This is a genomic window from Paenibacillus sp. 05T425, from assembly GCF_056396205.1.
Genome location: NZ_JBFTLA010000004.1, coordinates 371,259 through 394,831, shown reverse-complemented (window position 1 = coordinate 394,831; position 23,573 = coordinate 371,259). Strand labels below are relative to the sequence as shown.

The window sequence follows — 23,573 nt, the reverse complement described above, 5'->3', positions numbered from 1 at the left end:
CCTCCAATGAAATTATAAATATATGCTGCCGCCTTGTTGATTAATGTGAAGACGATGACGACTTCCACTCTACGATGCTCTTCACGATCAACGTGATGACTGCGAGCATGACGAGCAGAGAAGCTACGGCGAATGACGCCGAAAACTGGTATTCGTTATACAAAATTTCGATATGCAACGGGAGCGTGTTCGTCTCTCCGCGAATGTGGCCGGAGACGACGGATACGGCACCGAACTCGCCCATCGCGCGAGCATTACAAAGAATGATGCCGTAGAGCAAGCCCCACTTGATGTTCGGCAAGGTGACTCGCCAGAAGATTTGCCAGCCTTTCGCGCCAAGACTCGATGCCGCTTCCTCCTCTTGCACGCCTTGTGCTTGCATATGAGGAATAAGCTCCCGCGCTACGAATGGCACCGTTACAAAGACCGTGGCGAGCACGATGCCCGGCAGTGCGAATATGATTTGGATGTCATTGTCGTCCAGCCAAGGACCAAGGAAGCCCTGCGCTCCGAACAAGAGCACGTAGACCATACCAGATATGACAGGCGATACGGCAAACGGCAGATCGATCAATGTAATAAGTATATTCTTGCCTCGAAAACGGAACTTCGTAATGGCCCAGGCCGCCGCGATGCCGAATACGGTATTAATCGGAACGGCGATCAGTGCCGTTGTAAGCGTCAGCTTAAGCGCCGACATCGCGTCCGGGTCTGTAATGGAATCGACATAGACGCCTATGCCTTTCTTAAGTGCTTCTACGAATATCGATACGAGCGGCAATAGGACGATAAGACCCAGAAACAGCAGCGCGATCGTAATCAATATCCAGCGAACCGGCCCGGATTCCGTCGCATGTTTCGGACGTTTGGACGCTTCTTTGTCTAAATGAACGGTAATGGCACCAGCCATGCTTGACTCCTCCTCATCCGTTTTTGGTGGTTAGTCGTCTGTTGCCGAGGAAGCGATCACTCGCTTATCTCGCAACAGTCCGCCGATTCATTCGCCATTGCAGCAAGTTGATGACGAGAAGCATAAGGAACGAAACGATCAACATCACCAGCGCAATCGCTGTCGCGCCTGCGTAATCGTATTGTTCGAGCTTCGTCATAATGAGCAGAGGCGTAATCTCCGTCTTAAGCGGCATATTGCCGGAGATGAATACGACTGAACCATACTCGCCAATCCCCCTTGCGAATGCCATCGCGAACCCTGTTAACATCGCTGGCATAAGCTCGGGCAAGATGACTTTCCAAAACGTGCGGAGTCGGTAAGCGCCAAGCATAACCGCGGCTTCTTCCGTTTCTTTCTCTAGATCCTGCAGCACCGGCTGCACCGTCCGTACGACGAACGGGAGGCCGATGAAGATTAAGGCAATCGTAATGCCGATTGGAGAGTAAGCGACCTTGATGCCGAGCGGCGCCAAGTAGGAGCCGATCCAGCCATTAGGAGCGTAGATCGCGGTTAAGGCGATCCCGGCTACCGCGGTCGGCAGTGCGAACGGCAAGTCGACTAAGCTGTCGATGAGCTTTTTGCCGGGAAAACGATACCGTACCAGCACCCATGCAATAAGCAAGCCGAACACCAGATTGACAAGTCCGGCGAAGAAAGCGGTCAGGAAGCTTACCCGGTAAGAGGCGAGAACCCTCGCACTCGTTACCGTCTTCCAGAACTCGGGCAAGCTCAGCTCGAACGTCTTGAACAATACGGCGCTAAGCGGGATCAGGACGATAACGCTTAGATAGAAGATGGTAAAGCCCATCGATAAGCCAAAACCCGGCAAGACATTACGGGGCTTGGAACCTTTCATGTGAAGTCAGCTCCAGTCGTATAGGGATCAAGCATTAAGAACCTGGTGTGTAGATTTTGTCGAACACGCCGTCGTCTGCGAAATGTCTCTCTTGCGCCACTTTCCAGCCGCCGAAGTCTTTATCGATCGTAAGCAATTCAATGTCTTTGAACGTATCTTTGTATTTAGCAAGAATCTCTTGGTTTATTGGACGGTAGTAGTTTTTCGCCGCGATTTCTTGGCCTTCATCTGAATAGAGGTATTTCAAGTAAGCTTCGGACACTTCGCGCGTATCGCGTTTGTCTACAACTTTGTCTACTACTGCTACCGGAGGTTCAGCCAAGATGCTTAGGGACGGATATACGATTTCGAATTTGTCCGGGCCAAGCTCGTTGATAGACAGGAACGCTTCGTTCTCCCAAGCTAGCAATACGTCGCCAATACCGCGTTCTACGAATGTTGTTGTTGAACCGCGTGCGCCGGAATCCAGAACCGGTACGTGCTTGAACAATTCAGCTACGAACTCTTGCGCTTTCGCTTCGTCGCCGCCGTTTTGTTTCAGAGCGTAACCCCATGCCGCAAGGTAGTTCCAACGTGCGCCGCCGGATGTTTTCGGGTTCGGCGTAATGACTTCCACTTTGTCTTTAATGAGGTCGTTCCAGTCTTTGATGCCTTTCGGGTTGCCTTTGCGAACGAGGAATACGATCGTCGACGTGTATGGAGCGCTGTTGTGCTCGAACTTCGTTTGCCAATCTTTATTGATCAGACCCGGTTCAACAATAGCGTCGATATCGTAACCAAGTGCAAGTGTTACTACGTCTGCTTCAAGTCCGTCGATAACGGCACGGCCTTGTTTACCGGAACCGCCATGCGATTGCTTGATTGTTACTTCTTGGCCAGTCTCTTCTTTCCAATGTTTCGCGAAAGCTTCATTGTATTCTACATAAAGCTCGCGAGTAGGGTCATACGATACGTTAAGCAGTTCAACCGGCGGCTTAGGCTCTGCCTTCGGTTCTTCAGTAGCGGCATTCGTTGCTGCCGGCGTGTCCGTTGCTGCATTTGCTGGTTTATTTGAAGTTGTATTCGTGTTGTTGTTGCCGCCCGATTGGCCGCAAGCCGCGAGTACCAACGATAATGCGAGAATAATAAGGACCGAACGTACATGAGTAATCTTTTTCATAAATGATTGCACCCCTTTTTATTGTTCTTCACAGGCCACGACAACGCGTCATGAGCGATTAGGTGTCAACTCCGGTGGTCCGGTCGCAAAACAATTAATTCCTACCTGTTTAGTTGGTTATGGGAGAATTCTACCAGCGCAACCCTAATACTGTCAATAGGTTATTTCAAAAAAAATAATGCGGTACATAAGATCGGCTTATAAGAGGGCTTAACTGTAAGGGATACTTGCGGTTGGATGGCAAGTAGGCAAGGCATCCATAGTTGGTGGACACCACACCACGGGGCAACGTCTCCATTGAAGGGATAGCACAAAATCGTTGCGCTATCTGATCGAATATTGTGTGTGTGAGCTTAAATAGCGAAAGGTTTTTGTGCTATTTCGGTCGTAAGAGCGATTTGCCTCAGCCTCCCAACATAAAAAAGCCTTGGTCAACAGATACGTCATATCTGCCAACCAAGGCTTTGCCCGTTCTATTTGCGACCGCGCTTATTCTCGCCAGTAACCATGACTACTTCGACATAAGGCTTAATCCGGTCCATGATCCGCTGCCCCTTATGGAGCTCTTCGCCGTCCTTGCTGGTGAAGCTGAAATGCTTCTCGAGCGCATCAATCTCGTAATTGGACGTGTAGAAAGTCGGCTTGCGCTCCATCCGGTAGTTGAGAATCGCACCAAGCACATGATCCCGCACCCATGGATTCAAGTTCTCCGCACCTATATCGTCGAAGATCAGAAGGTCGGTCTCCTTCATCATCTCAACGGTCTCCTTCAGCTTGCCAGGCTCATGCATAAGCGACTTCAAATCCTCGACGAAGTCAGGCATATAGACGATAACGCCCGAATGGCCTTGCTTCGCCAGCTCCTGCAGCATGTAACACATAAGGAATGTTTTGCCCGTTCCGAATCGGCCCGAGAGGAACAGCCCCTCCTGCTGAAGGCCATGCTCCTTCGTACGATCAATGTATCGCAGCAGCTGCCCGACTGCCTTCGCACGCTCCAAGTCGTTAGTCAGTATCTCGTCGGACGAGTAGCCGCGGCGAAGCGCCGCGTCGTCCACATAGAAGCTGCGTATGCGGCTGCGAATCTTCTGCTCGCTCTCGCGGGCAACGAACTTCTTGCAGGCGACCTTGCGGTCATACAACTGCACGCTATCGTTCACCGTCTCCGAACTAAGCAACGTATAATGGCCTTCGAAGTCGTTCGGACAGCGATCCAGTCCCGGACAATTGGTGCAGTTGCGATATTCCGTTACATATTGGTACACGCGGTTCAGGTTCAGACGGATCGCCCGTTCGTCGAGCTCCGGGTATCTCACTAGAAGCTTCTCTACGAGCGGATCAGCCATTAGCTCGTCCATCTTCTCCTTCGCCTGTTCCGTTATCGATCTGCCTGTCGGCCAAGCTTTCAACAAATCGCCTAGCGATTCCATCCTCCGTCACCTCGTCTCTATGATTTGCCGTCGATCTTGCGGGCTAGCTTGCGCAGCTCCTCCAGTTCATCAGCCGACACTTTAGCTCCCGGCTGTCCGTCTTGAACGATCGGAATCGATGGCTTGCGGGAAGTACCGCCGCCGCTCCTGCTTCCTCCGCGGCCGCTGACGCTTCTCGCTCCGCCGCTGTAGCTGTTCGCCGCTTCCTTGCGGCGTTCCTTATCCTGCTCAACCTGCGCTTGCTCACGAACGTATTGTACCGCCTTCTCGAAGCTGTCGATCTGCTGCATCAGCATATTGGATGCAACTGCATCGAGAAACGCCTTCGTCACGCGCTGCGCATCATTCGCGCCAATAACATAATGAATGAGGACATTAATAACTGGGGCTGCTAGCCGGTAGTTGAGATCGATACGCTCGAACACACGATCGATCCATTCCGGAACCGCTCCCGGAAAGAAGCGCTGCAAGAACCGCGTATGAGGCTCGTTGCGCATAAGCATATTATATTGATGAATATCGCAGCGCCCGAGCAACTGGCTCGGCACCTGCAAATAAAATTCCTCATTAACCGCGATTTCCTCGTCCGGCTCTTCAGACTCCTCATCCGACCTTGCGGCTGCTTGCGAACGCGCGATAACACGCTGACGATCGCCTTCCCGCTTCTTATCTTGCCGGTAAAGCGAGTTGGCCCGCAGCTGAAGCTCGTCAATCTGAAGCTCACCGTTCGAATCGAATATGCCGTCCTCGTCAAGCAAACGGCATATATCAACGACGCTTAAGCTGTACTTGTAAGCGACGTAATTCACCTGAGCAAGCTGCTCGTTATCGTTACGCAGACGCTCAACGAATCGGCGATTAGCGGAGTTGCGCGGGAAACGCAATATAATCTCGCCATACGCGATACCCGCCGTCTCCAACTGCGGTCTCGGCGCGGCTTGCCTTGCGGGCGCAACCTCAGTTAAAGCTTGCTCCAGCTCGTCATCCACCGATTGCATATTAAGCTTGAATAGCTCATAGAACGGTACGGAAATGTTCTCTTTGGTCAATTGCGCGCTTGCAAGCTCATCCGGTTCGTTAGCTCCGAACGACTCTCGCAGCGAAATAACCGCATATTTACCGATCTTGTCACGAAGCAGCATCGTCAGATGCATGTTGCGGAAAAACTCAGCAGGCGACAACGGCTCAGACAGCTCGTATTCATAAATAACATCGGCATTATCAGGCATTCCTAGCCGGGAGGTCTGAAGCAATCCGACAGCCTCCAGCTTCGAAGCTTGCTCGATCAAATGCTTCCTGCTTCTTTCATTCATCTCAAGTCCTAATCCAAGAAACAGCTTGCGCTGGGGCTCAAGCGCCGAGAAACCAGATAGTCCATCAGCAATTCCGTGATAAAGCTGCTGGTACAATGCCACGGCAAAAGCACCGATCATCGGCTGATAGATCAGCGATAGCATTTTGTAATCCAAGCTGCTTAGCGAAAAATCACGAAATATGTAATAACGGTGGTGTTCCGTATAATGCAATATATTATTGATGCGCATTGCACCGACTCCATCCCAAACTTACTTTCTATCATTTTAGCACAAATCCCGCTCAGAAGGTCGAGTCGAAAAATAGAAAAATCCCCCGAACGAGGGATTTCTGTGAATATAGCAACTAGAACATTTTGTAGCCGCCTCTGCGCAAAGCGCGTATGGCCCAGCCGCTTATGTACGCGCCTACGAGCGCACCGATAACGGGAATATAATCGAACACGGTGTAATCCGCAAAATTCTGAATCGTCGTCTTAGCCGAAGCGTCCCATGGAGCCCATATGCCTAACGGAATAATTCCGATTATGAACAAGTATAATGGAAACCACGTTGTCTTAAGCAGCATGTTCAATATAAAGCCGATTCCGAACAACATGACCATAAAAAGCACTGTCGCAATAACTAGTTGAAGCATCTCAGACTTCCCCTTTCATACTCTCGTTTCCTAGTTTAAATAATGGCAACAGGGAAGTCAATTAGCGATGGACAAATGTCACAAGACCGCCATTTGCTCTGCTAAGAGTGATTACGATACAATGTTAGAAGTCAAGCCTAAATGGAGAGGAGCTTTTATCTATAATGAGTGAAGCCGCACAAACACTAGAGGGCTGGTATGCCCTGCATGATTTCCGTTCGATCGATTGGACCGCTTGGAGGCTCGCAGGAGAGGCTGCGAGAGCGAAGGCGCTCGATGAGCTTCAATCTTTCTTGAGCGAGTGGGCTGCAACAGAAGAAAGCAAGCAAGGCAGCACGGCCGTATACAGCATCGTAGGCCAAAAAGCTGACTTCGTTCTTATGCACCTGCGCGAGACGCTTGAAGAGCTGAATGCGATCGAAACGGCGTTCAACAAAACATCGTTCGCTAGCTTCACCAAACCTGCTCATTCCTATGTCAGCATCGTTGAGCTGAGCAATTATATGGCGCAGCCCGGCAGCGACCCGATGCAAAACCCGGACATCATCGCCAGACTGAAGCCTACGCTTCCGAAAGCGAACCATATCTGCTTCTACCCGATGAACAAACGCCGCGAAGGCAACGACAACTGGTATATGCTCAGCATGGACGAGCGCCGCACGATGATGCGCAGCCACGGCATGATCGGCCGCCAATACGCGGGCAAAGTGAAGCAAATCATTACTGGCTCGGTCGGCTTCGACGACTGGGAATGGGGCGTAACGCTGTTCGCAGACGACGCGTTGCAATTCAAGAAGCTCGTCTACGAGATGCGCTTCGATGAAGTTAGCGCGCGCTTCGGCGATTTCGGCGATTTCTACGTCGGCAACCTGCTCGACAGCAGCAAGTTCGCAGCATTGCTCAGCATCTAGACTCGTTTTCATAAAAAACCGTCTCCAGGCTTTAGGCCACGTGAGACGGTTTTTTAGTAGGTTTCTTTCCTGCTAGTTAGCGTTATTCTCCAAACTATCCAGAACGCTCTTCATATTGTAAGTATAGATCGCCTCGGCGAACGCCTTGTTTGGAAACCCGCGCTGCAACAGCTTAAGCCCACCCGAAGCGCTTGAAATATGATGGTGCAGCCGATAAAATCTCATTCGATCAGGATCAAGATTTTGCCCGCTCAAATAACGATTGTAAACATCGCCAAAGCGAAAAGCCAAAAAGCTATGCTCATGCTCAATGTCATGAAACGCCGCTCCTTCGATATCGATTAAATACGGCTCAAGCCTTTCGTTTACAAGTACGTGATCCGGTCCTAACTCGCCATGGATGAAGCCGTACGTCTCCCTCCCGTCTATTCTAGTCTCCAGCTTATGAATAAGGTTAATTATCATCGTTTCCTTCATCTTTATCTCTTCCGAATGCTTCACAAGGTAAGACAACTGTTCCTTGGCGTTGCGAAGTTGTATATAATGACACGGATCCGCTCGATCCAGCTCACTAACTAAATTTCCATATGACTTGCGGTTAACTGCATGCATACGTTCAAGTAATTCCTTTATTCTTGAAAAAACGACTTTCTGTTCATTCGCAACCGACGACATATACGCTTCAGCGTTGTGCCCGTGCACGAATTCGACGTATGCATAATCAAAGGGATACCGAACTTTATCCTTGCTCATGTAGTAGAGTTTAGCCGTTTGAACACCAATTCGACCTAAATAGTCGTTGTTCAATTCGAATAGGTCACTCCCGTACGAGCGTTCATCCTCGGTATTATCTCTTATTTCGTCCTGAAAATAATTGCTCGCCATATCCCATACGTACAGCATGCACGCAAAACCGTTCTGGCATTCGATCTTGTAAACAACCTTCTGTGCGCCACCGTGCATTTTCGCAACACTGCGCACCAAGTAGCTGTTCCCGAATACGGACCTCATATCTCGTTCCAAATCTTCGAGCGATAAGTGACACCCTTCCGCCATTTGCGTATCCGCCTCCTACACCTATTTGCCGGCCGGCAATCCAACTTTATACAATTCGGCCAAAAAAGTATAGACTGTTTATTCATCTTCGTTTATGATGTTGAATAAGGTCTTTGCAAAATGAACGACTCAAATACAAAAGAGCTGTTACTGTTGGTCATCCAATAGTCGCAGCTCTTTTTTGTTCAACAAAAAAGGCTTCCGCACTAGGGCGGAAGCCTTTATCTTATTAGTCCTCGTCATCCTCTTCGTCCTCTTCAAGACCGAGACGCTTCGCTTCCAAGTACTCCTGGGTTGCTCTGTCCCGTTCACGGCCCTTATCCTTCAGACGCTCGATAGCCGGTTGAATAAGAAGGTCAACTTCCTTCTGCACCGTATAAGCGAGGTCGTAACGCGTTTGCGATTCTAAAAATGAGCCGACCTCCATCAGCGCATTGTAACGATCGAGCTCGTCTCTCGTTAACAAACCGCGTACTTGTACGCTGCAGTGGCGCATTATAGGAACTTTCCTTTACGAAGTACAAGCGGAATACCGCCGATAATGAACAGGTAACGCAAGTCGATCATCTTCTTCAACCAAGCAGCCATCCGGCCTTTGTATTTCTTGCCGAAAGCAATGCCGATTGCTTCGCCCTTGCCAAGCGACGCTACCGTTCCTTTATTGCTGAACGTGAACGTCTTAAGCGGCTGGTTGCGAATCGAAGCGACAAGGTTATGCGCGCATACGACACCTTGCTGCATAGCGATCTGTGCAGTCGGCGGGTATGGACGGCCTTCTTCATTGAACATCAGCGAGTTGTCGCCGACGATATAGATGTTCTCATTGCCCGGCGAACGAAGGAATTCATCCACCTTCACGCGGCCGCGCATCGTTTCGAAGCCAGCTTCCTCAATAAGACGGTTGCCGCGAATGCCGCCGGTCCAAATAACGGTTGCCGACTTGATCTCTTCGCCTTCGCCAACGATAACGCCTTCCGGGGAGCATTCCTTGATAGCCGTGCCGATACGGAACGTAACGCCTTTCTTCGTAAGGACGTCCATGCCGTATTCCACCAGCTCAGGGTCGAAGCCTGGCAGTGCAGTTGGCGCAGCCTCGATGTTATAAACCTTAACTAACGACGGATCAACGTCGAATTGCTTGCACAGCTCAGGAATACGGTCGGACAGCTCGCCAACGAATTCAATACCTGTGAAGCCTGCTCCTCCGACAACGAACGTCAAATAATCGGTGCGGTGAGGCTCGCGCTTGTAACGCGCGAATTGATATTCAATATGTTCACGGATCAGACGAACCGAGTTAATGCTGCGAATGTTCATCGCGTGCTCGCCAAGACCAGGGATACCGAATGTTTCCGGTTCTCCGCCGAGACCGATGACCAAGTAATCGTAAGACAAAGTTCCGTCTTCAAGGATGACTTTCTTGTCTTGCGGACGGATCTGTACAACCGTCGATTTGACAAAGTCGATCTTGAATTCGTCGATCAGCTTCGAGATGCTGACACGCGCATTTTCCGGATTGTCCGTACCTGCTGCAGGCATATGGAGATGCGTAGTAATGTAGTGATAGTCATGTTTGTTAACCAAGGTCACATCCGCTTCGTTGTAGTTCAGCTCTTTCTGCAAACGAAGTGCAGTCAAGACGCCACCGTAGCCCGCTCCCAGTATGACGATTTTAGGTATGTTGCTCATCGTATGATCCCATCCAATCCTAGTCTTTTTTCTCTGTGAAAAATTACACAAACCCATCCGAATATTTAAAATGATACTAACAGTTTGCGCTTAATAACGAACATTTATCAACATTCCAACGGCTTACGGCAATGCCTGAACGATTGACAAAATAGCTTCTGCAATAGTTAAAAAACGCCGCTGTTCTGCTTCTCTAATCTGTCTCTACACAACACTCCGTACTTAACATACATCAGAAATATTACATAGTTTTCATGAAAAGTTCAAGGGCAAAATATACGAAATTGTTTAGAGTTCTATACAAATTAAATATTTCCTTCTTTCCCCTTGAAAGTTTATAATGAAAATCGTACGGATTAAGAACAGTCAGCAATATGGAGGTGCTCAAATTGTCTATTTCTCAATCATCTGTAAATCCCATCGATATCGTCATCATCGGCGGAGGTCCAGCTGGACTATTCGCAGCTTTCTATGGAGGGATGCGCCAAGCATCCGTTAAACTTATCGAAAGCATGCCGCAGCTTGGCGGCCAGCTTGCCGCGCTTTACCCGGAGAAGTATATATATGACGTTGCCGGATTCCCTAAAGTTACAGCCCAGGAGCTGGTTGATCGTCTAAAAGAACAGCTACAGCTTTTCAATCCGGAAATTTGCTTGGAGGAGAAGGTGCAAAACGTAATCAAGCATGATGAGCGCCTCTTCGAGATCGTGACGGACAAAGGCACGCACTTTGCGAAAGCAGTCATTATAACGGCTGGCGTAGGCGCATTCGAGCCTCGCCGTCTTGAGTTGCCGGAAGCAGCCCAGTTTGAGAAAACGAACCTGCATTATTTTGTTGGCGATCTCCAAAGGTTCAAAGGTCAACGGGTGCTTATAAGCGGCGGCGGCGATTCGGCCGTGGACTGGTCGCTTATGCTTGAACCGATAGCTGAGAGCGTAACGCTAATACATCGCAGAGATAAGTTCCGCGCGCACGAGCATAGCGTCGAGAACTTAATGAATTCAACGGTTAAGATCGTTACCCCTACTGAAATTACGAAACTTCACGGCGAAAGCCGCATTGATAAAGTAACGCTTACGAATGTGAAGACGCAAGAGACCACTGAGCTTGATGTCGATGCTGTCATCGTCAACTTCGGCTTCGTATCTTCACTTGGACCTATCGCGGATTGGGGAATTCATATTCAGGGTGGATCAATAACCGTCGATACTCGCATGGAGACGAACATTCCGGGCATCTTCGCGGCTGGAGATATTACCACCTATCCCGGTAAGCTGAAGCTGATTGCCGTCGGATTCGGCGAAGCGCCTACTGCGATCAACAATGCCAAAGTGTACGTGGACCCTAGCGCCAAGCTGTCACCGGGTCACAGCAGCAATATGAAGCTCTAAACCTTTATTATAAATTGTACAAAAGGGTATCCTAACCTTGGCTAAGTCAATCATTCGCTTACGCATTAGCATGCGCGGCGAGCCAAGGAGGATACCCTTATGTTATGTCCGGTGTGCAACGGGCTTGCGTCCATTCAAGAAAGCTGCTCTTCCTGTAAGGGACAGTTAATCGACGGAGGCCGAGTCACCGATTGGATCGGACCTTATGCCCCGTACGAGCCCATTCAGGAACCATTCGCGAATGAATCCTATCAACGGCTGGAAGCTCCCCCCGCCCATTGCAACCATATTATATATTGCCCAGCCTGCCAGCAGACAAGCGAGGTATTGGTTAACGAGTGGATTTAAGCTGCATCTGTTAGCGCCGCTTGCAAGACTGAAACTATGCCGTAATTTTACTGGAATCCGGATTAACCTGACGGCGCTTCAATTCCATCGCAAGCATACGGATAAATTCTTGATCCAGATTGTACTGGATTGCTGCAAAATAAGTGTCGACGAGCATTTCGTCAGAAAGCAACTCCATACCTGCACACCCTTTCTTCAAATAAAAGATTTATAAGGGGTTATTCCTTCGATATTTCTTCTATATAGTAGCATGGCACTATTTGAAAGGACAACAGTCCCATTTATTCACATAAGCTTGTGGATACTGTGTGTATACTGTGTGTATACGAGTCGAAATATGAGGAATTACGGCGTGGATAGTGTGGATAGAGTTATCCACAGGCGCTTTCCTTACTCTTCTTAATAAAAAACTTTAATTGAAATCTATAACTCTATTAATGGAATATATTAACGTCATTAGTTAATAGATGTATTCGGACTTTTCACCTAGTCGTCCCGACAACACAAATAAGGAATTCCGAGCTGCCTGCGCCCGTCTTTCCTCATATGCCCGGCTATATCCAAATGACTATTGCGGTCTCGTATTCACCTCGAAAATCCAAATCTTCCCTTGTTTATCAATACCATAGTCGAAACCCAGCCTGCTAACTCCTGGAAAACGATTCTCTATGATTTCGGTTGCAAGAATCGTAAGTTCGCGCATCTTGCTTTTCTTCGCTTCTACGAGGTTTTCAGAGAAAGAAGCGGCAATTCCTTTGGCTGCCGATATAAGTGTACCGCCTTGGCGAATATTCGTCACGAACAGTCCCGGTCTTGCCATTTTTCCAACGAACGCTTTGATTCTCCACTTGCTGCCTGTCTTCACATATTTGACCCGATAATCAACCGGCTTGCCGCTTAGTTCGGCAAGAAAGATGCCTCGTTGCACGAGATACGGCCTACCCTTGCGCTGTTTGTTTATCGCCGCCAGCAAGTTCCTAAAGTCCGTATAATATCTCGTCCTTGTTAAGTAAGAGAGCGCATAACCCGTTGGCGTTCTGCTAACCTTCATAACACCTACTCCGCCCGAGCCGTTAACCGGTTTGATGACAACCATCCAGTACGTATCCAGCATCGATCTTAATTGTTCAGCTCCGAACGGCTTCGTAAGCGGGATATGCGGACTCACTCTCGGGTGCGACAGCAACGCGATCGTTTTGGCCCATTTGTCCGTAATATGCCTGCCTCTGCGAACGCCCAACTCTATCAAGCTCCTTTCCTACCTTATCATCTATAGCATATGCCGCCGATACACATGTCTCTTGGATGATTGCAGTAGGTTAAGAGCCTTTCTTGCACCTTTCTATTACGGTCCTGTCATTAAGGTTTCACCACCATCAGAAACAAGACGATAATCGGTATGATCGTATTCACCGACCCCCACACATTCCAACGCTTCGATACGAGACTGTATTGTGCAGGAAGTTGACCTGTCTTCAGTCCTTGCTCGCTCAGCTTTACCATCTGCAATTGGCAAGGGAGCAGCACGGTTCCCCATAGGATGCCAGAGATCGCGAAAAGACCAATCGACATTGTAAGCCAATTCCACTCCGCAAGCGAATAGCCGTATGCATGGGCGGTAAGAATGCCGAATACAACGATCAAAGCGATACCCGGAATAGTGAATACGTAATCGGCCTTCATGACGCTTACCGCCATTCGATGAGTCGATTCAGGTGCAGGATAACGATCCTGCGAGACTTTCCAGAAGGCGGTCGTAATAATATTGCCTAGAAAAAGCACCGCTCCAAGAACATGCAGAAATACGAATAGTTTGTCCATCGTCATCCTCCGCTCATTATTAACGTTTGAAGCATAAGGTTATAAAAATCTTCTTTCTCGAACGACCGCGCGGACGACTCTCCCGCCTCGCTCATCATCATATTGCGCATGCACATGCCGTAAGACAACATGACGAAATGTTCGGATGCTTTGCGGGCATCAACCTTTGGATTAATAACACCTTCCCGTTGCCCCATACCGATCCAACTGAAGGCCGCAGCCGCAGAGCGCTCGTGATACTGCTGGAGTAAAGCGACAACGCCTGATTTATCCTTCTGGGCCAGCAAATAAATAATGATCTGATTCACGACGCTATCTTTCTCTTGAAGCTTCGTCAGCCCTTCGGCAATCGCCGCTAGCGGTGCCGTCAGATTGCCTTGCTCTTCTACCGCACGTTGAAAAGACTCATTGATCGCTTCGACCTGCGATGTAAGCAACAGTCCGAACAGCTCCTCCTTGCTCTTCACATAATGATAGATCGCTCCTTTGGATAATCCCGTCGTCTGCATGATTTGTTGCAGTGTCGTGTTTCGGCAGCCATGCTCCGCGATCAGTCGCTCTGCTGTCTCCAGCAACTGCCTATATGTTGCGTTTCCCGTAATACCAACCATTGTTCGCCCCCTTCACATAATTGTTTCTTATTCCCATATTACAGACCGACGGTCGGTTTGTAAAGTGAGAAAACCTTAAATCGTTGAAATAGATCAATAAAAAATCCCCGCTTCCCGACGTGGCGGGATATCAGGGATTTCTTAGCTTGCTATTTTTTCTTGCTCAAGACACAGGGCTACTCGCCCTTCTGCTCCATCGCGGCTCGCAGCTTGTCGGCCAAGCTGTTCGTAAGCGGCGCTTTGTCGCTAAATTGCTCGACGAGCTTCTGTTGCTGCCTCTTGTTCATGCGGCCGCCGCCATCCTTATCCTCCAGCATCTCGATCACGTTGCATGGTCTGCACTGCGCATATTTGCCGGCCTTGCCCGTGTGCATCTCCATCTTTTTATGGCATTGCGGACAACGCTTATTCAGCAGAACGGGGTCGGCTGAGCGGCGATAGCTGCATTCCCGATCCGAGCATACGAGCGAACGGCCACGCTTGCCTTTAATCTCAAGCAATGGCTTGCCGCAATCCGGACACTTCGAATGCGTCACGTTATGAGGCTTGTACTCCTTCGACTCAGCAATGACCTCGGATACCCATTTCGACGCTTGCTCGCGGATCGTCTTCATGAAGGCAGCCGCATTGCCTTTGCCTTGGGCAATCCGCTCCAGCTCCAGCTCCCACTTCGCCGTCATCTCCGGACTGCGAAGGGCGTCAACAACCAGCTCAATAAGCTGCTTGCCCTTGCCTGTCGGTACGAGACGATTCTGTGAACGGTCAATGGTATCGCTCGACAGCAGCTTCTCAATAATATCCGCGCGCGTAGCAGGCGTGCCGAGTCCGTATTTCTCCATCTGCGTCAGCAGCGTCGCCTCTGTATATCTCGCAGGAGGCAACGTCCGCAGCTCCTTGATTTTCCCGTGCTTCACGGCTACCGATTGCCCGGTCGTTAACGCCGGAAGCAATTGCGATTGCTGCTTATCGGCTTTGGCGCTGAAAGACCCATCGGAGTCGTCTTCGTCATCATCATCGCTATTCGCATCGGCAGCAGTGCCGTACACTTCCTTCCAGCCCGCATCCTTCAGCGTCTTGCCTTTGGCATATAAGCGATGCTGACCGACAGCCAGCGTAACGCTCGTTTCATCGTACTTGTAAGGACCATAGAATAACGAAATGAAACGTCTCGCGATCAAGTCATAGAGACGACGCTCATCATTGCTTAACTCGGATAAATTCACGAATTGCTCCGTCGGTATAATCGCATGATGGTCCGTCACTTTGCTGTCGTCGACAATCCGCTTTGTTACTGGAAGCTGTCCTCTAAGCAGCCTGCGGGCAAGCGCCGTATAAGGACCTACCGCAATACTCTCCAATCGCCCTTTGAACGTAGGCACCATATCGCTGGACAAATATTTCGAATCGGTTCGCGGATAAGTGACCAGCTTATGCTGCTCATACAGCTTCTGAAGCACATTGGACGTCTGCTTAGCCGAGAAGCCCAGCCGCTTGTTCGCGTCACGCTGCAGCTCTGTCAGATCATATGCTTGCGGATGCAGCTCCGACTTCTCAACCGTGCGTAGGTTCTCCACCTTGCCGCTGCCCGACTTCCCGATGGCTGCCACTACTGCATCGGCAGCTTCCTTGCTCCACAGCCGTCCATCATGGCCATCCTGCTCGCGCCACATAGCCGAGAAGCCATCAAGATCTGCACCCACGGTCCAATAAGGCTGCGACTTAAACTGCTGAATATCGCGCTCGCGATCCATCATAATGGACAAAGTCGGCGTCTGAACCCGCCCTGCGGACAGCTGTGCGTTGTATTTAGTCGTCAGCGCCCGCGTTACGTTAAGCCCGATCAGCCAATCCGCCTCGGCACGGCATACAGCCGATGCATACAGAGCATCATAGTCCTTGCCTGGCTTCAAGCTATTGAAGCCGTCATTGATCGCCTTGTCGGTCTGGGAAGAAATCCAAAGCCGCTTGAACGGCTTGCGCCAATGGACAAGCTCCATAATCCAGCGCGCGACAAGCTCCCCCTCGCGACCTGCGTCGGTGGCGATAATAAGCTCGTTAATATCTTGCCGCTTGCATAGCTGGGCAACAGCCTTATATTGATGTGACGTCTCCTTCATCACTTTCAAGTTCATCTTTTGGGGCAGTAATGGAAGGTCCTCGAGATTCCAATTGCGGTACTTCGGATCGTAATCCTCCGGCTCGGCGAGTGTTACAAGATGACCAAGCGCCCAAGTTACGACGTATTTAGGGCCTTCCATATAGCTCTTATGCTTCTGTCCGCAGCCAAGCACGCGCGCAATTTCTTTCGCAACGCTTGGTTTCTCTGCCAATACTAACGATTTCATTCTGTCTAACGCTCCATTCCTGACATCTATTAATAACGATTATGATGCAATTATCTCGTCACGATACCATACGCCTTCAGCATGCGCAACGCATCGAACGTGATAAAGCCTTTCCAATCCTGCTTCGCCTCGGGCCATGTGTCTTCATATTGTCCCCATGACCAAGTTGGCCACCATGCACCGTCGTCTTGCTGCTTCGTCAACATAAAAGGCAAATACTGCTCCACGCTTTCCTTCAACTGCCCGTAATAAAGGCTCGATGGAGAACCTGCCGCCTGAACAGGCGTAAGGCAATAGCCTTCCCACTGCTCCGGATTAACGGAAACGCAGCTTCCAACCATCTCGTCAAACACCGGCTTGACCTCATTCAACACCGAGGGCGGCACCAGCTCAGCGAATCGCAAACAGCACAATAGCTCGTGAAAATCTTTTCGCGTGGACTTCTCGTTTATATAAGTAACGGCACGCTGCGTCAGCTCGTCGAGAAGCGCGGCAGGCACTAATTCGGAGTATCGATGGAAGTAACCAACGATCTCGATTGCCGGATTGCCCCATCCGTCATGCTGCTCGTTATAATTCCACCATGGCGCGCGTGGCGCGGATTCAACCCCGCGGGGCACAATGTCCCATCCGCCCGGCTGTGCCGTATTATACGTTTCGATCAGGAAACGTATTGCTTCCCGTACGAGCGGCTCCTTGTAATCGACCTTGATGTATACCAAATACTGCAGCGCAACCGTAGTCGCCAAGGCAGATGAAACCGCGCAACGCGCATCCGGTTCAAGACCATGGCCGAACCCTCCGTCTTTATTTTGAAACTTGGCCAATTGCTCCGTAACCGCGCTCTTCGGTCCGTCTTCGAATTCATACGCATACAATGCTTTCTCCAGCGGGCGAGCCTCTTCATTCATGAAGTGAACCGCTGCCCTCCATTGCTCCTCAGCAATTGTCAATAAAGTCATGCCGATCTCTCCTTTATTCGTCGTAATGAATCTCTCGGCAATTGCCGGACGCTTTATCTTTTCTGCTATAGAATATCGTATCCAATCACCCGCATATAAGCAATGCCGCCTGCTGCTCTATCCTATTTGGAGGTGGTATAGCCAATATGATATAGTAGTTTCAGTTTCATTCCTACTATTATCAATCGCCTACGGGCTCGCAGGGAGCGTTGCAAAAATGAATCGTCGTTTTATCGTTTCGTTAATCGGAATATTGTTATTCTATGGCGGCTTGTCCTTATATCTTGGATGGAACGGCTGGGTCTATCTGTCTGCCTTATACGATTGGAATCATGCGGGCATATACAGCGTAATCGTCGCTCTGCTTGCTCTCGCTTTTATTATTGGAAGAGTAGGACAAACCACATTGCTAAAGCCGATCGCGGGACCGCTTAAGCTCGTTGGCTCATATTGGTTCGCGATTCTAGAGTACGGCGTACTGTTATTCCCTGTTGCCGATATCGTTGCCCTCCTGCTCAAGCTAGGCGGAGCAGAGCGCGACGCTTATGTCATAGGTACTGGCAGTATCGCATTGTTCGTGCTGCTGATTCTATTGATCGTAGGTACTCGCAATGCCTGGTCACCTGTCATTCGCCACTACAAGGTGCAAATTCCGAAGCAAGCTGGCAACAGGCAAAAGCTTCGCATCGCGATGGCTTCCGATATACATCTAGGCACAACAATCGGCAACGGCCATCTGCAGCGCCTGATCCGCAAGGTCAAGCAGATTGACCCGGACATTATATTATTGCCCGGCGACATACTCGACGACGATATCGAGCCGTTCATTCGCCATAAGATGGCGGATACGTTAGGCAAGCTTGATGCACCTTTAGGTGTATTCGCCGTAACCGGCAACCACGAATACATCGGAGGCAAGGTTCCCGAATTTGTAGCAGCGATGGATGCGATCGGTATTCGAGTATTGATGGACGAGACAGCGCTTATCGCCGACAGCTTTTATATTATTGGCCGCAAAGACAAAGCTTCTGCCGGATTCAGAGCCGGTAGCGCTGGGCGTCTTCCAATCAGCGAGCTCGTCTCGCCTTTGGATAACACGCTGCCCCTAATTATGCTGGATCATCAGCCGTCGGATCTAACGAACGCCGCTATGAATGGCATCGATCTATCGCTTTCGGGCCATACGCATCGTGGCCAAATGGCGCCGAACCACCTCGTTACGAAGCGACTGTTCGAGCTTGATTGGGGCTACCTGAAGAAAGGCAGCCTGCACGCCATCGTCTCCTCCGGATTCGGCTTCTGGGGTCCGCCGGTCCGTATCGGCAGCCGCTCCGAAGTGCTTCAGATTGATGTTGAGTTTGTGCCTGCCTAATTAAACATAGAAGCCGAACGCCGGTCATCATTGGATGACAAGGCGTTCGGCTTCTATGCATCAATACGTTCTTTTAATGGGTTACTCATAACCAATGTAGGCCTTCGAGCCGGGAGTCGGCACGCCAAAACCGGTCTTGTCAGCCTCCGTCAACAACGCCTTTAGCTTCTTCGCTGACGACTTTCCTACCGTATACAAGGTGCCGGACGCTTTACTGTTTATAAACTGTACCACGTCATATTTTGGCAATGCATACAGCAGATAGGTTTCTCCATGCAGCTTAAAAGAGTAAGGCGGCGCGCTGATATCGACGACACCTCGATTTTTCTTCGCGAAACGGACAGCATATTCGAACACGCGGATATCATCCTTGGAATTCCATATCATCTCTGTACCCGGCTCTACCTGTTCAAAGTCAAGCATTCGGTTAGCGACAACTTCGTCTTCCGTTATCCGAAACACATACATCCCTATTGCTGCTAACGCAATTAGAACGACAAGCCCCCAGGTCCACCCTTTTCTCATTCGAACCCCCCGCTTTCCATACAGATACTCGATGTCATCGCCAAGAACTTGCAGGTTGATCTGACGCAAATTCCCGTACATGATTACCATTAAGACGATGGTCTGAGGGAAAAGGTTCGCACTTATAGCTTTTTTACAAAATAAAGATTGAGGTCATCGTCTACTACTGTCTGCTGTCCATATCGCAAATACTCGCCGTTCCGATAGATTCCTTGGCCATCCGGAACATATCCGCGCTTTACATACATCGATTGAGCCGCGCCGTAGTCGCTGAACAACCCTACCCCGATGCCGGCAAGCTCTGAACGATGAGCGATGATTTCCTCGGCTCTGTCGAGCAGCAGCGTTCCGTAACCAAGTCTGCGATATTTGATTAATACGTTGAAATCTTGAATTTCGGGTATGGAGCGCTCCTTAAAATATTCATAGTCCGACATCCATACGATATTCACGTAACCGGCAAACTGACCATTTGCTTCCGCCACCAGCGTCTCGCGAAGTCCGCCAGCCTGCTCATTCACATATTTTTCATACAGTTCTACGGGCTTATGCCAGCCTTGACTTGCAAAAGCGTCGGATATCGTTAAAGGGTCATTGTCCTTTAAGCTTCGAATTAGGAATTGGTTCATAGACACACCTCATTTCATTGAATTCACCTTTTAGTATAATGAATAATGATTTAATGAGCTGGTAATAAACGAATAAAATTAAATATTCACTGTGCTTCTCCTCGTTCGGACGGCAACGTAACATACGTGCCTACGCTCGATTGCAAGAGGCCAATCAAATCTTCATTCATATATCCATATTCGTCAGGGATATGGAGGCATATGATCTTTTTGCCTATTAGAGCATACGGGAACTTATCCTGCAACCGCCTAACATGCTTCTTCTCCATCGCGAAAATAACATCTGCCCAGCCAATATGGCCTTCATTCACCTTCACTCGGGCTTGCTCTTCTGTTCCTGCCGACTTGACCTCGATTCCGTCAACGCCTCGGAAGATCGTCTCCGCCGTCAGACTGCGCCATTTATTGCGACTGCATACAAAAAGCAACTTCTGCATATATCGATCCTTTCAATAGGTGATAGTGACAACCGAAGTCGCTTTTGAGCTGATGCACGTTTCTATTCGACATTCCTCCGCTTTTAACAAATGACTCCTTTTTAAATCATAATGTATATTGACAAATAATTATTTTTGTGGTATAATAAAATATTTCGCAGTTTACATGAAATTATCTTCCTGATATGATGTTCTATGCTTGCATGAAGACACGGATCAGCCCGTGATTCTTCAACATCTGATTAGGGAGGTTTTTTTGCATGCAACAACAAAGCGGGATACAGGCCTTATCTATTTCAGCCGAGATGATGGGCAAGACGGAAACGATCTTTCCTACCGTGTTGTGGGACGAGGAGAACGTCATATTGGTCGATGCCGGGTTTCCCGGACAACTTCCGCTGCTGAGAGACGAATTAGAGCGAGTTGGTATTCCAATCGATCGGGTGAACCGCATTATTGTAACGCATCAGGATCTTGATCATATCGGAGGTTTGCCGGCGATTAGGGCTGCTCTCTCGCATAAGCCCGTTGTATATGCTTCCGCTCCAGAAATACCGTACATTCAAGGTGAACGGAGGTTGATCAAAATTACGGAGGCCGCGATCGAGCATGCTATCCGTTCGCTTCCTCCGGAAGTGCCCGAAGAATGGAGATCCGCATTTCGAAAAACGCTTGAGCATCCTCCTTCGGCTTCAGTCGATTCCGTACTGGAATACGGGGAGCAACTCCCTTACTGCGGCGGTATCGTCGTCATCAGCACATCTGGGCATACACCAGGCCACATTAGCCTCTATCATAGACCGAGCAAGACGCTTATCGCTGCCGATGCGCTCAGGGTCGTTGATGGACAACTGCAGCTTCCTGATCCGAGTCTATGCACGGATTATGAGCAAGCCTGTCGCTCCATATCTGAGCTTGCACAATACGATATAGACACTGTCATTTGTTATCATGGCGGCATCTTCACCGGTCTTGCGGGCGAACGCATTCGCCAGCTAGCCAGAGGGACGGCTGGTTAACGTACTGCGAATGATATTGGACCCGGCTATAATCCAGGCTACGAGCATATACAAACAGAGAGGTTACCCCCATCGTCCAATTGGACGCTCTGTTTAGGGATAACCTCTACATATGTGTTTCGAATTGTCAGGAGCACTGCTCTACGCCGTTACTCTCGTACGCCGATCTTGCGCAATTGATTCCGTTCATGGCTCAAGCCCAGATTAGCGAGCGTTCTCATGCATAATAAGAACATTTTGCGGTCATCGGGAATGATTTTTTTGTACTGCAGATTGCGAATGGTCGCAAGCTTCGTCTCCGCGTCGGCTTGTTCGAAAGCGGTTTGCAGAAGCTCGGCGCTTTCCGGCGTATCGTTAGCCACTGCCGATAGGCCCTGGCTGCTCGAACCGGATAACGGCATAACGCCTACCGAATCCAACGTGTGCCGCCGAACGCGAGCTGCACGCTCAGCCTTCACCTCGTCGATATGCGAGGCAAGATCATCTATGGCCTCGATGCCGAATACTCCCATGAGTCGGTTCACCGCATATCGCTGCCCTTCATTTATCTCCTCTGGCTCCCGCTTGTGAACGTCGGCCAAATACGCTTGACCCGATCGATAATTGTTGTACAGCACACTGCGGTCTGTACATACAATTCGGAGAAATTCCTCTATGTTTCTGGCAACTATCGCTATTTCATTGTCGAAATCCATAGGAGAGACAACGGCAATATAGGCGTTCTCCAAGTCGCCCGCCGTACCGAAGTCAGTAACGAAGCAATAATGAATGCCATCCACTCCTGGACTTGCGAACGGGATAAAATCGGGCGGCGTGCAAGCGTAACGAAAGTCCTGCTTCTGCATGAGCAAGCCCAGCTTCAAATCCATATCACGCCCAAGCTCCAGCTCGAGCTCGTAGAGACGGATCACGGTTTGCGGTACAGTATACTTGCCATATTGGCCATGAACCTCTGGGGGAGGCTCTAGAACCGGCTTATCTTCATCGCTTATCCGTCCGAATTTCACTTTGTTCGAAAGATTGTCTCTGTCTATGCTAGCGTAAGCTTGAATGATATCAGGTACATATTCCCTTGTCATCTGAATGCCCTTCATCACCTGGAACAGCGTATGCAGCTTAGGTTGTTCCCACTCTAGAAGCACCTTTTCCGTAATCTCTCCCTGCCAATTGAATTCAATTTCCAGCAGATGATCGATTTGATTCCGGTGCTTGTCGGTCAGCAAATTCATTTCCTTCATGATGAGCTCGATTGCAGATTGCTTGTCCATGCGCAAATCCTCCCGGCTTATTGAAACTCCCAGCATTTGTATGACCTGTTGTTTTATTACGCATCGCGCAACAAGTTGTTTCAACAGAATGCCGGCCGCAGTCAAGCAATCCAATCCTTTTATACAATCTCTATAATATTCTCTTCCGGAATCGGCAATTTCCTTTTCAAAGCCGCGAGATGCTCATCGTTCATATATTTCTCCTGCCGTTCGAACATCCCCAGATAGGAGCCCGTTATGCCTATAGCCTCCGATAGTTCGGCTTGAGTCAGCTTAGACTTTCTCCGAATCGTTCTGAGCTCCAAAACAATAAATCGGTTCGGTCTATTCGTTGTTCCCGGAATACCGTTCTTGCCGTTGCTTTCAGTTCTTGCTGCTTTGTATTGCTCAAGATCTTTGTTTGCCTTTTCAAGTCCCGCCACTCGCTGTCTTAATTCCATAATTTCTTGCTTCAATTGCTCGATGTTGTTATCACCGTTTGTTACGGGATTGCCTTTTGCATCAACAAACAGCAGTACATCGCTAACTGGAACGCCGAGCATGGCGCAAAACCGATTGATCGTTTCAAATGCTATCGGCTTATCTTTATTTATTTTTGCGGTAGTCGTCGATGACATCCCTTCTTCGTTCACGATATCTGTAATTTTAATATTTCGGTAAGCAATGACTTTCCTTAACGGTTCGAAAGATAACATTTTTTCCGTTCACCTCTAGTTGCAAATATTTCAACGAACTTCTCATGACAAGCGTAAACGGCTATCGCCGTCCTCTGGCGGCGTAAGCTAACGTTTCGCGGATGAAATATAAGCCAAGAATAAGCGTACAATTTTATACTTTCTTAT

General features: G+C 49.3%; 25 protein-coding genes. 5 read left to right on the top strand and 20 right to left on the bottom strand.

Annotated features, from left to right (window positions below; translation table 11 throughout):
* Positions 1-40: 40 nt before the first annotated feature.
* The 6 genes from cysW to AC1DF0_RS10835 form a co-directional block, all read right to left on the bottom strand.
* Entirely contained in the window at positions 41-910 is an 870-nt protein-coding gene (gene cysW / locus AC1DF0_RS10860) for a sulfate ABC transporter permease subunit CysW (protein WP_442051750.1), read from the bottom strand.
* Between the two features lie 64 nt (positions 911-974).
* The gene (cysT, locus tag AC1DF0_RS10855; protein ID WP_442051749.1) at positions 975-1,808 is read right to left on the bottom strand and encodes a sulfate ABC transporter permease subunit CysT; all 834 of its coding nucleotides are present in this window, start codon (positions 1,806-1,808) and stop codon (positions 975-977) included.
* A gap of 34 nt (positions 1,809-1,842) precedes the next feature.
* The gene (locus AC1DF0_RS10850; protein WP_477573926.1) at positions 1,843-2,967 is read right to left on the bottom strand and encodes a sulfate ABC transporter substrate-binding protein; all 1,125 of its coding nucleotides are present in this window, start codon (positions 2,965-2,967) and stop codon (positions 1,843-1,845) included.
* A gap of 473 nt (positions 2,968-3,440) precedes the next feature.
* Positions 3,441-4,397: a primosomal protein DnaI gene (gene dnaI, locus AC1DF0_RS10845; RefSeq protein WP_337098057.1), complete on the bottom strand. Its 957-nt coding sequence runs from the start codon at positions 4,395-4,397 to the stop codon at positions 3,441-3,443.
* A 17-nt stretch (positions 4,398-4,414) separates the two neighbouring features.
* Positions 4,415-5,941 (bottom strand): replication initiation and membrane attachment family protein, encoded by a 1,527-nt coding sequence (locus tag AC1DF0_RS10840; RefSeq protein WP_442051747.1) that lies wholly within the window; start codon positions 5,939-5,941, stop codon positions 4,415-4,417.
* Between the two features lie 115 nt (positions 5,942-6,056).
* Positions 6,057-6,347, bottom strand: coding sequence for a YuiB family protein (locus tag AC1DF0_RS10835; protein WP_337098059.1), 291 nt, complete (start codon positions 6,345-6,347; stop codon positions 6,057-6,059).
* 164 nt (positions 6,348-6,511) lie between these two features.
* Here AC1DF0_RS10835 and hemQ point away from each other — a divergent pair, with 164 nt between their 5' ends.
* A complete protein-coding gene (gene hemQ, locus AC1DF0_RS10830) occupies positions 6,512-7,258 on the top strand; it encodes a hydrogen peroxide-dependent heme synthase (RefSeq protein ID WP_442051746.1) in 747 nt (248 codons plus the stop codon).
* Between the two features lie 72 nt (positions 7,259-7,330).
* On the opposite strand, the gene AC1DF0_RS10825 is transcribed toward hemQ, so the two are convergent.
* The 3 genes from AC1DF0_RS10825 to AC1DF0_RS10815 all read right to left on the bottom strand — a co-directional run bounded on the left by AC1DF0_RS10825 (position 7,331) and on the right by AC1DF0_RS10815 (position 10,003).
* A complete protein-coding gene (locus AC1DF0_RS10825; protein WP_477573925.1) occupies positions 7,331-8,314 on the bottom strand; it encodes a phosphotransferase in 984 nt (327 codons plus the stop codon).
* A gap of 229 nt (positions 8,315-8,543) precedes the next feature.
* On the bottom strand, positions 8,544-8,810 hold the full coding sequence (locus AC1DF0_RS10820; RefSeq protein WP_477573924.1) for a hypothetical protein: 267 nt from the start codon (positions 8,808-8,810) through the stop codon (positions 8,544-8,546).
* On the bottom strand, positions 8,810-10,003 hold the full coding sequence (locus AC1DF0_RS10815; RefSeq protein WP_337098063.1) for an NAD(P)/FAD-dependent oxidoreductase: 1,194 nt from the start codon (positions 10,001-10,003) through the stop codon (positions 8,810-8,812). The genes AC1DF0_RS10820 and AC1DF0_RS10815 overlap by 1 nt, the downstream gene beginning before the upstream one ends.
* Positions 10,004-10,392: 389 nt before the next feature.
* Here AC1DF0_RS10815 and AC1DF0_RS10810 point away from each other — a divergent pair, with 389 nt between their 5' ends.
* Positions 10,393-11,394: an NAD(P)/FAD-dependent oxidoreductase gene (locus AC1DF0_RS10810; protein WP_442051743.1), complete on the top strand. Its 1,002-nt coding sequence runs from the start codon at positions 10,393-10,395 to the stop codon at positions 11,392-11,394.
* Positions 11,395-11,493: 99 nt separating this feature from the next.
* Positions 11,494-11,742 (top strand): hypothetical protein, encoded by a 249-nt coding sequence (locus tag AC1DF0_RS10805; RefSeq protein WP_442051742.1) that lies wholly within the window; start codon positions 11,494-11,496, stop codon positions 11,740-11,742.
* A gap of 34 nt (positions 11,743-11,776) precedes the next feature.
* On the opposite strand, the gene sda is transcribed toward AC1DF0_RS10805, so the two are convergent.
* From sda to AC1DF0_RS10775, 6 genes are all read right to left on the bottom strand, one after another.
* Complete coding sequence (gene sda / locus AC1DF0_RS10800) at positions 11,777-11,920, bottom strand: sporulation histidine kinase inhibitor Sda (protein ID WP_337098066.1); 144 nt, start codon at positions 11,918-11,920, stop codon at positions 11,777-11,779.
* A gap of 390 nt (positions 11,921-12,310) precedes the next feature.
* On the bottom strand, positions 12,311-12,982 hold the full coding sequence (locus AC1DF0_RS10795) for a YheC/YheD family protein (protein ID WP_477573923.1): 672 nt from the start codon (positions 12,980-12,982) through the stop codon (positions 12,311-12,313).
* 119 nt (positions 12,983-13,101) lie between these two features.
* Positions 13,102-13,563, bottom strand: coding sequence for a DUF2269 family protein (locus tag AC1DF0_RS10790; RefSeq protein WP_442051740.1), 462 nt, complete (start codon positions 13,561-13,563; stop codon positions 13,102-13,104).
* Positions 13,564-13,565: 2 nt separating this feature from the next.
* The gene (locus AC1DF0_RS10785; RefSeq protein ID WP_442051739.1) at positions 13,566-14,174 is read right to left on the bottom strand and encodes a TetR/AcrR family transcriptional regulator; all 609 of its coding nucleotides are present in this window, start codon (positions 14,172-14,174) and stop codon (positions 13,566-13,568) included.
* Between the two features lie 176 nt (positions 14,175-14,350).
* Positions 14,351-16,519 carry a DNA topoisomerase III gene (locus AC1DF0_RS10780; protein ID WP_442051738.1) on the bottom strand — a complete coding sequence of 723 codons (2,169 nt, stop codon included), beginning with the start codon at positions 16,517-16,519 and terminating at the stop codon, positions 14,351-14,353.
* Between the two features lie 50 nt (positions 16,520-16,569).
* On the bottom strand, positions 16,570-17,481 hold the full coding sequence (locus AC1DF0_RS10775) for a hypothetical protein (RefSeq protein ID WP_477573922.1): 912 nt from the start codon (positions 17,479-17,481) through the stop codon (positions 16,570-16,572).
* Between the two features lie 217 nt (positions 17,482-17,698).
* Here AC1DF0_RS10775 and AC1DF0_RS10770 point away from each other — a divergent pair, with 217 nt between their 5' ends.
* Entirely contained in the window at positions 17,699-18,853 is a 1,155-nt protein-coding gene (locus tag AC1DF0_RS10770; protein ID WP_477573921.1) for a metallophosphoesterase, read from the top strand.
* Between the two features lie 81 nt (positions 18,854-18,934).
* Here the strand turns inward: AC1DF0_RS10770 and AC1DF0_RS10765 are convergent, their stop codons facing one another.
* The 3 genes from AC1DF0_RS10765 to AC1DF0_RS10755 all read right to left on the bottom strand — a co-directional run bounded on the left by AC1DF0_RS10765 (position 18,935) and on the right by AC1DF0_RS10755 (position 20,444).
* The gene (locus tag AC1DF0_RS10765; protein WP_477573920.1) at positions 18,935-19,378 is read right to left on the bottom strand and encodes a hypothetical protein; all 444 of its coding nucleotides are present in this window, start codon (positions 19,376-19,378) and stop codon (positions 18,935-18,937) included.
* Positions 19,379-19,500: 122 nt separating this feature from the next.
* Positions 19,501-20,007, bottom strand: coding sequence for a GNAT family N-acetyltransferase (locus AC1DF0_RS10760; protein WP_477573919.1), 507 nt, complete (start codon positions 20,005-20,007; stop codon positions 19,501-19,503).
* Positions 20,008-20,093: 86 nt separating this feature from the next.
* On the bottom strand, positions 20,094-20,444 hold the full coding sequence (locus AC1DF0_RS10755) for a low molecular weight protein tyrosine phosphatase family protein (protein WP_477573918.1): 351 nt from the start codon (positions 20,442-20,444) through the stop codon (positions 20,094-20,096).
* A 260-nt stretch (positions 20,445-20,704) separates the two neighbouring features.
* Between AC1DF0_RS10755 and AC1DF0_RS10750 the strand changes: the two genes are divergently transcribed.
* On the top strand, positions 20,705-21,463 hold the full coding sequence (locus AC1DF0_RS10750; RefSeq protein WP_477573917.1) for an MBL fold metallo-hydrolase: 759 nt from the start codon (positions 20,705-20,707) through the stop codon (positions 21,461-21,463).
* 149 nt (positions 21,464-21,612) lie between these two features.
* On the opposite strand, the gene AC1DF0_RS10745 is transcribed toward AC1DF0_RS10750, so the two are convergent.
* Both AC1DF0_RS10745 and AC1DF0_RS10740 read right to left on the bottom strand, forming a co-directional pair.
* Positions 21,613-22,731, bottom strand: coding sequence for a hypothetical protein (locus AC1DF0_RS10745; RefSeq protein ID WP_477573916.1), 1,119 nt, complete (start codon positions 22,729-22,731; stop codon positions 21,613-21,615).
* Positions 22,732-22,850: 119 nt separating this feature from the next.
* Positions 22,851-23,426, bottom strand: coding sequence for a helix-turn-helix domain-containing protein (locus AC1DF0_RS10740; RefSeq protein ID WP_477573915.1), 576 nt, complete (start codon positions 23,424-23,426; stop codon positions 22,851-22,853).
* Positions 23,427-23,573: the final 147 nt, after the last annotated feature.